The organism is Pseudomonas reactans (assembly GCF_013385825.1).
In the GTDB taxonomy this organism is placed as follows: domain Bacteria; phylum Pseudomonadota; class Gammaproteobacteria; order Pseudomonadales; family Pseudomonadaceae; genus Aquipseudomonas; species Aquipseudomonas reactans.
Window position 1 is genome coordinate 126,479 of sequence record NZ_JACAPG010000025.1, and the last position, 7,575, is coordinate 134,053.

8 protein-coding genes are annotated in these 7,575 nt (G+C 59.2%); 3 read left to right on the forward strand and 5 right to left on the reverse strand.

The window, feature by feature from the left end; translation table 11 throughout:
• Positions 1-90 precede the first annotated feature (90 nt).
• Both HX868_RS29375 and HX868_RS29380 read left to right on the forward strand, forming a co-directional pair.
• On the forward strand, positions 91-999 hold the full coding sequence (locus tag HX868_RS29375; RefSeq protein WP_177005271.1) for a LysR family transcriptional regulator: 909 nt from the start codon (positions 91-93) through the stop codon (positions 997-999).
• A 20-nt stretch (positions 1,000-1,019) separates the two neighbouring features.
• Positions 1,020-1,691: a GNAT family N-acetyltransferase gene (locus HX868_RS29380; protein ID WP_177005272.1), complete on the forward strand. Its 672-nt coding sequence runs from the start codon at positions 1,020-1,022 to the stop codon at positions 1,689-1,691.
• Between the two features lie 101 nt (positions 1,692-1,792).
• On the opposite strand, the gene HX868_RS29385 is transcribed toward HX868_RS29380, so the two are convergent.
• The 3 genes from HX868_RS29385 to HX868_RS29395 all read right to left on the reverse strand — a co-directional run bounded on the left by HX868_RS29385 (position 1,793) and on the right by HX868_RS29395 (position 4,951).
• Positions 1,793-3,529: a DUF262 domain-containing protein gene (locus HX868_RS29385; RefSeq protein WP_177005273.1), complete on the reverse strand. Its 1,737-nt coding sequence runs from the start codon at positions 3,527-3,529 to the stop codon at positions 1,793-1,795.
• 339 nt (positions 3,530-3,868) lie between these two features.
• Positions 3,869-4,246: a COG4315 family predicted lipoprotein gene (locus HX868_RS29390; protein ID WP_177005274.1), complete on the reverse strand. Its 378-nt coding sequence runs from the start codon at positions 4,244-4,246 to the stop codon at positions 3,869-3,871.
• 111 nt (positions 4,247-4,357) lie between these two features.
• Positions 4,358-4,951 carry a TetR/AcrR family transcriptional regulator gene (locus tag HX868_RS29395; RefSeq protein WP_177005275.1) on the reverse strand — a complete coding sequence of 198 codons (594 nt, stop codon included), beginning with the start codon at positions 4,949-4,951 and terminating at the stop codon, positions 4,358-4,360.
• Between the two features lie 69 nt (positions 4,952-5,020).
• Here HX868_RS29395 and HX868_RS29400 point away from each other — a divergent pair, with 69 nt between their 5' ends.
• Positions 5,021-5,620 carry an NAD(P)H-dependent oxidoreductase gene (locus HX868_RS29400; RefSeq protein WP_177005276.1) on the forward strand — a complete coding sequence of 200 codons (600 nt, stop codon included), beginning with the start codon at positions 5,021-5,023 and terminating at the stop codon, positions 5,618-5,620.
• Position 5,621: 1 nt separating this feature from the next.
• Here the strand turns inward: HX868_RS29400 and HX868_RS29405 are convergent, their stop codons facing one another.
• On the reverse strand, positions 5,622-6,011 hold the full coding sequence (locus tag HX868_RS29405) for a hypothetical protein (protein ID WP_016980323.1): 390 nt from the start codon (positions 6,009-6,011) through the stop codon (positions 5,622-5,624).
• A gap of 32 nt (positions 6,012-6,043) precedes the next feature.
• Positions 6,044-7,300: a 3-phosphoshikimate 1-carboxyvinyltransferase gene (gene aroA, locus HX868_RS29410; RefSeq protein WP_177005277.1), complete on the reverse strand. Its 1,257-nt coding sequence runs from the start codon at positions 7,298-7,300 to the stop codon at positions 6,044-6,046.
• Positions 7,301-7,575 lie beyond the last annotated feature (275 nt).

Below are 7,575 nucleotides of genomic sequence, written 5' to 3' on the forward strand. Positions count from 1 at the left end.
ACTGTCACAAATCTACGGCGCGGCCTAACATGGCGGAAGACGCATGGATTGCAGTTAATAGATGCATGTAACGCCTTATAAGGAGCGCAGATGCCCGATCTCAACCTGCTGATCACCTTGGATGTGCTGCTCGCCGAAGGCAGTGTTGCCGCTGCGGCCAAACGCCTGCGCCTGAGCCCTTCAGCCATGAGCCGTGCCCTGGCCCGTTTGCGCGAGACCACCGGCGACCCCTTGCTGGTACGCGCCGGTCGCGGCCTGGTGCCCACGCCCAGGGCGGTGGCATTGCGTGAGCAGGTCAGCCGCTTGGTGCAAGAGGCCAATGCTGTGCTGCGTCCCGTGCAATCCCTGGACATGGCCCAGGTGGCGCGCACCTTTACCCTGCGCACCAGCGAAGAGTTCGTCGAAAATTTCGGCCCGGCATTGCTGGCGCGTGTCGCGCAGGACGCGCCCGGCGTGCGCCTGCGCTTCATCAACAAAATCGACAAGGACAGCACCTTGCTGCGTGAGGGCAGCGTCGACCTGGAAACCGGCGTGGTCGAACCCACCGCCAGCCCGGAAGTGCTGACCCAGGCGCTGTTTCGCGATCGCTTGGTGGGTGTGGTCCGCAGTGGACATCCTCTCAGTCGAGGTGACGTCAGTGTTGAACGTTACGCCGCAGGCCAGCACGTCTATGTCTCCCGGCGCGGCCAGGACCGAGGGCAGATCGACGACGCGCTCGAAGCCCAGGGCCTCACGCGGCAGATCAATACCGTGGTCGCTGGTTTCGCCACCGCCATCGCCTTGGCCCGTGATACTGACCTGATCGCCAGCGTGCCGGAACGCTACACCGCCCACCAACGGCAAGGCCTGTACAGCTTCGCATTGCCGCTGGCGTTGCCCACTTTTACCGTGTCGATGCTCTGGCACCCCAGGCTGGACGCTGACCTGGCCCATCGCTGGTTGCGCGGATGTTTGCGTGAGGTGTGCGGGCTGCAACAGGTACAATCGCCGCCGCCTTGACGCTAAACCCAGGAATTTGCATGTTCAGCCTTACCCGCTACACCACACCGTGCCCCGAGCCTGTTAATGCTCAGATCCTGCAGATGGTGGTGGACAACCTCACCGACATCAGCAGCGTGGCGCTGCCGCCGAGCAACCTGCTGTACAACATCTACCAGTACGCCATTGGCTTTGAGGTGCACCTGTACCTGGAGGCGCTGAATGGTGCCAAGGGCATTGCCGTCGAGTTGGTGGTGGCAATGGAAGAGGACAAGTTGATCGGCTTTTGCCTGTACCTGCCGGTGAAGGATGACCCGCAAGCCTGCGGCATCGCGTTCATGGCGGTGCAGCTTGGCCACCGGCGCCAGGGTGTGGCACGTGCAATGATGGGTGACGTACTGAGCCGTTATCCCCATGCGGAGTTGGCGTGTTCAGTGGAGAAAGTGCCGGCGTTCGAAGGCATGGGCTTCCAAGTGCGCGGCGCGCGCGGCACCCAGGTACTGATGAATACGCGGGACTACGGCACGGACGGTTTGATGGGCGTGCTGGATGTGGCGGCGATCTACAGCTCATTGGAGGTGCGGCAGATTCATACCTACCTGCTGCAAAAACATGGCAAGCGCGCCATGGTGGATGCCGAGAAACAGCGGGATCGGCATCTTGATCAACTGGCGCGCAAGGTGCAGTTTTTCGTAAATGTGCATCTGGGTTGAACCACAGTCATCACTTGGCGTTCTGTTTGATTCATCGCTTCAACGTCTGACGTCGCTGCCCGCAGGCCTTGCTCAAGCACCTGTGGGACAGCAACCTGAGGTCACCTCAGTGCGTGAGTAAGTCGAGTTCTTAGCGCCTGGCGGCGACGCTCATAAAAAGCTGGAAATCCGGAGAGCGAATCAGGCAACTCGGAAATCTCAAGCCCCGCCAGATGTTCCCGTTTGGCCAACGTATCTGGTTTGAGTTGTGCAAACCACTCATGAGGCATTTTCTGCCGTTTCTGGTTGTTAATGCTCCCCTCAAGCAATTGAAGGTTTGGGAGACGGTCGGATTTTTCGGCCAGCTCTTGAGCGAAATCCTCTGGAATATCTGCCTGACGCATTTGTGATTTGGTGAACCGTGCCTGAGGAAAAATGTGATCCACATGAAAGTGCCTCGAAAAATCGAAGCCTGGAAAAATGAGCGATAGCAGTGCAAAAGTGCGTTTATCGCTGTATCCAATTTCTACAAGCTCATCGAGCTCTTCCTCGGTGAAGGAAAGTGTTTTGCCACGTGCGGACATCACATTCTCTATTTGGACAATGGGAAAGCCTAAAGCAGTGTTTGTGCGGATTTGCTCTCTGATAGCAGTCAGCAATGTATCGAGGCCGCTTCCCCAAATTCCGGATGCTTTCAACAAGCTTCGAATAAGCCACTTTCTGACGTTTTCACGGTCTTCAGCATATTCAAGGCGCACTAGGTAACCTTCGCCAGGCTGTCGAACAAAAAGGTAATAGGCAATAGGTAATAAAGCACTGTCAGCGCGAAGATTCTGACTGTTAAAACCAAAGCTTGCGAGAAGCCGGACCGACAAAAGCAATGCATCGCGAATACGAGCCCAGTTATCCTCCAGTAACGACATGTTGCCCTTGTTGAAATTCTCAACCTTGAATCCAACGCTTCCGATGTCAGAGAGCATAAGGCCCGCTTTTAGCACAAGGTCCTTGCTGAAGCTGAATTGATCACCCTCCTTGTTCATTTGATCCACCAGCTGATGGATCTCATTGCGGGCATCAAGTCGAGTCCACTGAGCGACTGCAATGGATAACAGCAAATCCGAATAGGATAGTGGCGTTCCGCCGCTGTTCATTCGGATAAAGATATTCAAGACTCTCTCAAGGTCCTGTTCAGTCTCTTCGAAATAGCTGATTGGTTCCTTCACGTGCACCATAGTATGGAGGTCGCGCAATGTCGCTTTGGCTGTCCTTCGCTGTTCCTTGGGCAGATCCAGATCATCAAGACTGTCTGTGAGGTCATGATCACTTTCAGTCATGACTCGCCCGCATCGGAACCAGAGGCTTCCGTCAGTATTGAGTGTTGTGGGCGTATCGGTCAGGAAGGCAAAGCAGTATTTCGATCCCGTTTCTGCGTCGGGCTTGCCTAGTAAATCTAGATAGAGGTGCCGAACAGGAAAGGCGTCATCGCTTGCCCACCATTTGCCTGGGAGCTTCCAAGCATACGAGCCGCGTAGACCAATGTTAAGCGCCGTCATCCGTTGTTGGCCATCGAGGACAGCAATCAAGTCACGATCTGGCAGCGTCTTCAAAAGCGCGCAGTGGTAATTGTCCCTTTGATGGTAGCTTTGAACAAAATCATAGAACTGATATTCGCCACGTTTCTCGGGAGCAATTCTCCAAAAAAGGAAGGTGCCGAAGGGGTAACCTTGCATCAGGCTATCGAAGAGCTGACAAATTTGCTCCGGCCACCAGACGAACTCCCTCTGAATGGCGGGAAGAATATATTCGTGGGAAGCAACCTTATCCAAAAGCTGCTTGATCGAGCCGCCAGGTTTATACATACATCATCCTTGTCATAATGAGTGCCCCATTTGGAGCCCATGCTTCGCTAGCGTCGTGCTGAATTATTGCGCGGAAGGATTAGAGCGCACGCGCTCAGCGCTTGCGTGGCTAAGTTCCCCGACTTGGCTAATTTTGTCAAAACTGTCGTGTCGGTCCTGCGACAAACAATGTGTCCAAGTGCAAAGCCGGCACTTCCGAACAGCTCATTTCAGAGGCCGCGGGGGGAGGGGTTGATTGTCCAGTGAACCTGCAAGCGTTACGGACCGTTATCAAATCCGAGCTCAAAAACCTCCCTTGGCATGAAGCCAATGGGAGGTTGGATGTTGTCCACGAAAGTCTTACGGCTTGGCCAGGTTCCAGTTACCGCCAACGCCGTCGCCGGTGATATCACCCGGCTTGCTGTCCTTGACCCAGGTGTACAGCGCCTGGCCTTTGTAGGCCCATTGCTTGCTGCCGTTGTCACGGGTGATCACGGTGTAGCCGTCCGCATCCTTCGCTGCCGCCGAGGCGGTGAACGCCGGCCAGTTGGCCAGGCACTGGCCGTTGCACACGGATTTGCCGGCGCTGTCTTTGGCGAAGGTGTAGAGGGTCATGCCTTTGCTGTCCACCAGCACTTTGCCCTTGGCGCTGTCGGCCACTTTGGCCGGGGCGGCGAAGGCCATGGAGGAGACGCAGGCGATGACGACGGCAGCCGCGAGGGAGAATTTTTTCAGCATGACGAACTCCTGGTATTTATAGGTTTGAGTACTGGCGTTGTGCTGTATTCACACGCCGTACTCAGGTAAACACCCGCCGCGCTGGTTTATTCCTCACCCGTCAGAAATTATTTAAACGCGGCCGCGATTGACCATCGCCAGGATGGTCGCCAGCAATTCCTGCTGTGCCTCTTCGCGACTGATCTCGCCACTGGCCGCCGCCTGGGACAGCGCCTCCGCCGCCCCCAACATGCCGCGCAGTCCCGCCTGGGATATACGGCCAAAGGGCGACAGCGCGTCACGGCATTTGTCGAGAAAGATCGCCTCGTACTGGCGCTTGAGGGCTTCCAGTTCCGGCGAACTGCTGAGGGCTGCAATCACCCCCGGGATTTCCCGACCCTGCAACAGCACGCAGTCCACATAGGACGCGGCGATCACCCAGGCACGGTCGTCAAGGGTTGCGCTGCTGGCCGCGATGGCGCTGGCAAAAACCTGGTCCTGACGCGCATCGAAGTCCTCATACAACGCGGCCAGCAACCCGGCGCGGGTGACGAAATGGTCATAGACCACCGGTTTGGTCACGCCCGCCAACTCCGCCAGGCGGCCGAGTGTGAGGGCTTCGGTGCCTTCATCGCGCACCAGTTGCCAGGCCACGTCCAACAGTTGGCGCAGGCGATCTTCGCGGGACAGGCGACGACGAGGAGCGGGGGACGCTGTGCTTGACATGCTTATATACCAAAAGTAACTTACTAATCGTAACTTAAGCCCAGCGTAACCTCTCAGGGAGTCATTGTCATGCACGCACTCATCGTTGTTGCTCACCACGACCCGCAATCCCTCACCCACAGCGTGGCCGCCCAGGTCGCCGCCGGCCTCGCTGCGTCGGGCCACACCTTCGAAATCGCCGACATCGCCGCCGAAGGGTTCGACCCGCGCTATAACGCAGCCGACCATTTGGTACACCGCACGCGCGCCACGCCGCCAGCCGACGTACTGGCTGAACAGGCCCGTATCGACCGCGCCGATGCGCTGGTGTTGGCATTCCCGATCTACTGGTGGTCCATGCCGGGCCTGCTCAAAGGCTGGATCGACCGCGTGTTCATCAACGGTTGGGCCATCGATTACGGTCCCGATACGCCAGTGGTGAAGAAGTTGCGCCACTTGCAGGTCCATTTGCTGGCCCTGGGCGCTGCCGATGACGACGCGTTTGATCGACACGGCTACGCCAAGGCCATGCGCACGCAGATTGATTACGGGATCTTCGATTACTGCGGCGCGCAGGTGGTGACGTCAGCGCTGTTGCTGGATTCGGAAAGCGGCGGGGCGCAGGCGCATCTGGAGAAGGCCAGGGCCTTGGGCGAGGGGCTGTTCGAAACCGAAACAGTCGCCGGTTGATTCAACCTTCGCGAAACAAATCGTGGGCGTCGAGCAGGCGGTAAGCGATTTCTGGCTGATTCTCCAGGCCTCGGCGGATCGCGGCCGGGATCGATTGGCGGGTCTTGCGGCACAGGCCTGGTAGCTCGTCGATGACGATCTGGATGCCGCGCATGCTCTTGACCTCGGTGTGACCCGGCGCGATATGCACGCGGATGCCCAATTGCTGGTACATCAGCTGTTGCATGCGTTCCAGGTCTTGCAGGCTCTTGAGGTGTTCAAGGCGGTCGAGCAGTTTTTTCTCTTCCTGGCGCGTCAGGTTGAGGATACGCAGGTCGGCGCCCGGCGCTTGCAGCAGTTGTTCGCGGTCGCAGACGCAGGCGCCGGGTGGGCAGGGTTGGCGGATTGTCATGTGCAGTGCCTCCCCATTCCGACGCCGAGCCCTCAGTAGCTCAACTGAACCCCAAGACTGCCCAGGGCCTTCCAGTAGTCAGGATAGGTCTTGGCGACGCAGTCCGGGTCCTGTATGCGGATGCCCGAGACTTTCAGCCCGGCCAGGGCGAAGCACATGGCGATGCGGTGGTCGGCGTGGGTGTCGATCAGCGCGTTGCAGGCGGTGCCGGCCAGCGCGGGGTCGCTGGCTACCAGCAGGTCGTCGCCTTCGATGGTCGCCAGGCCGGGGCGGATCTCGTTGAGGCCGTCATGCAGCGCCTGTACGCGGTCGCATTCCTTGACCCGCAGGTTGGCCAGTTCGGTGAAACGCACGGGTGTGTTGTTGAACGCTGCGAGCACTGCCAGGGTGGGGATGGCGTCCTGCATCTGCGAGCCCACCACCGTGGCCTGCATGTTCGGGAATTGCGCGATCACGGCCTGGGCCTTGGCGTCCGGCTGGGTGAAGTCCTGCGCGGCCACGCCGATGTCGATGCGGCCACCGGTCAACACTTCAGCGGCCCACAGGTAGGTGGCGGCAGAGGCGTCGGGTTCGATCAGGTAGTCGTGGGCGGTGTAGCCGGTGGGGGCCACGCGCCAAGTGGTGTCGTCGACCGCTTCGACCTGGGCACCGAAGGCGCGCATGCAGTCCAGGGTCAGGTCCACATAGCCACGGGCACCGATGTCCTTGCCGGTCAGTGCCACTTCAATCGGCGCTTCGCCACAGGCAGCGAGCATCAGCAGGGCTGACACATACTGGCTGGACAGGCCGCCGTCGATCTCGAAACGCTTGGCCTTGATCTTGCCGACGCCGTGCACAGTCACGGGGGGACAACCGGTGGGGCTGTCGACCTGGATGCCGTTCTGGCCGAGGGTTGCCAGCAGCGGGCCGATCGGGCGTTTTTGCATGTAGTCATCGCCGTCCAGCACCACGGTGCCTTCGACCGTGGCGACGGCGGCGGTGAGGAAGCGCATGGCGGTGCCCGCGTTACCGAGGAACAGGGGCTGCGGTGGCAGTTGCAGTTTGCCGTGGCCGGTGACGACGAAGGTGGTGTCGTCGGGTTCGTCGATGATCACGCCCATTTGGCGCAGGGCCACGGACATGTGGCGGGTGTCGTCGCTCTTGAGCGCGCCGCTGAGGCGGCTGGTGCCTTTGGCCAGGGCGGCGAGCAGCAGGGCGCGGTTGGTAATGGATTTGGAGCCGGGGGGCGCGACCTTGCCATTGAGGGGGACGTTGGGCGGGGTGACGGTCACGGTTTTCTGCGAACTCAAGGTACAGGGCTCCTGATTCATGGCACGGGCGGCGGGCGGACCCGAATAATCAGCCAAAGCGGCGGTGCTTGTCGAGCGCGGGGTCATGGCCGCTGATATTTATTGTGTGTACATCAATCCAACTGTAGGAGCTGGCTTGCCAGCGATGGCGTTTGTTCGGTGTACATATCCGTTATTTGGGTGATGGCGGGTATTGGTTCCGCCCTTACGGCGGGTCACTTTCGAAAAGCGCGAAAGTAACCAAAGCGCTCTTGCCCCAACACTCGGCACCTCGC